Origin of the sequence: Megasphaera jansseni (genome assembly GCF_047974155.1) — a bacterium.
GTDB lineage: Bacteria > Bacillota > Negativicutes > Veillonellales > Megasphaeraceae > Megasphaera.
The window spans coordinates 1-1,432 of the sequence record NZ_JBHYRR010000067.1; the positions used below are offsets into that span (position 1 = coordinate 1).

Genomic DNA, 1,432 nt, shown 5'->3' on the forward strand with positions numbered 1-1,432 from the left:
AAGGCTGCTGCAAAAGACGCTGCAGCTACTGCAAAAGGTGAATGCTTGATGGATTTGCATATTTCAGCAGAACATGTCTTCATCGCCTGTGGCTATACGGACATGCGTAAATCCATTGACGGGCTCAGTGCCATCATCGCCCAGCAGTTTCAGATGGATCCGTTCCAGCCTTCGCTTTTCCTGTTTTGCGGCCGTCGCCGGGACCGGTTCAAGGCCCTGCTCTGGCAGGGCGACGGTTTCCTTCTCCTCTACAAACGCTTTGAAAAAGGAAGGCTGCAGTGGCCGAGGACCCCTGATGAGGTCCGGGAACTCACACCACAGCAGTACCGCTGGCTCATGGAGGGGCTGTCCGTTGAACAGCCCCGGGCCGTGCAAAAGATTACGCCGAAAACGGTTTTGTAAAACAGCCGAAACCCTGCATAAACGCTAGGGTTTTCGGCTGTTTTATGGTATAATGGATTTATCACAAATCCGTAAGATTGAGGTGCCGTATGACAGATATCCGTGAACAGGAAATGCAGGGGAAAATCGATGAACTGACCGCGCAGAAAGCGTCTCTGGAAGCAGAGAACAAACAGCTGCGCAAGCAGGTTGAATGGCTGCGCAAGGCCCAGTTCGGCCGCAAGTCAGAAACCAAGAAAGTCGTGTACCCGGAAGAACAGATGAGCCTGTTCAATGAAGCCGAAACAGAAGCGAAACCCAGCGCTCCGGAACCGGAAATTTCGGTCAAGCCGCACAAACGCAAGAAAAAGGTCGGCCATCGTGAAGCATTACTGGCCAAACTGCCTCATCAGAAAATTGTCGTCGAACCGGAAACGACGGTCTGCCCGGAATGTGGCAACACACTTTCTCCGGTAGGCGAAGAATTCATCCGTTCGGAAGTCGTTTACATCCCAGCCCGCGTGGAAGTGAAGGATTTCTATCGTAAAAGTTATGAATGCCGTACCTGCCGCAAGCAGGGACAGCCTACCATCCTGAAAGCAGCCATGCCTCAGCCGGTCATCCCGCATTCTATCGCCTCGCCATCGGTGGTCGCCCATGTCATGATGCAGAAATACGGCTATGCCCTGCCACTGTATCGCCAGGAAAGCGAATGGAAACGCATCGGCTTGGCCTTTTCCCGGGCCAATCTGGCTAACTGGATCATCATCGCTTCCAAAGAATGGCTGGCCCCGGTCTATGAACGGATGCATGAGATACTCCTGGAAGAGCGCTGTCTCCATGCTGATGAAACACCCATCCAGGTGCACAACGAAAAAGGCCGTAAAAATACGAGCAAGTCATATATGTGGGTCTATGCTAGCACGGCTTTGAATCCCGCGCGGAAAATCCGTTTGTTTGAATATGCGCCGACACGCAGCGCCCATTGTGCAGAAAATTTCCTGGAAGGTTTCTCTGGTTACCTGCTGACGGACGACTATGTCGGCTACCG

At 52.7% G+C, this 1,432-nt stretch carries 2 protein-coding genes; both read left to right on the forward strand.

All coding sequences use genetic code 11. The features are described from left to right. Nucleotides 1-402, forward strand: a 402-nt coding sequence (gene tnpB, locus ACE418_RS13400; RefSeq protein ID WP_416451076.1) for an IS66 family insertion sequence element accessory protein TnpB, incomplete at its 5' end; no start/stop codon positions are given. Nucleotides 403-491: 89 nt separating this feature from the next. Continuing rightward, on the forward strand, nt 492-1,432 hold a 941-nt coding region (tnpC, locus tag ACE418_RS13405), incomplete at its 3' end, for an IS66 family transposase (RefSeq protein ID WP_416451077.1).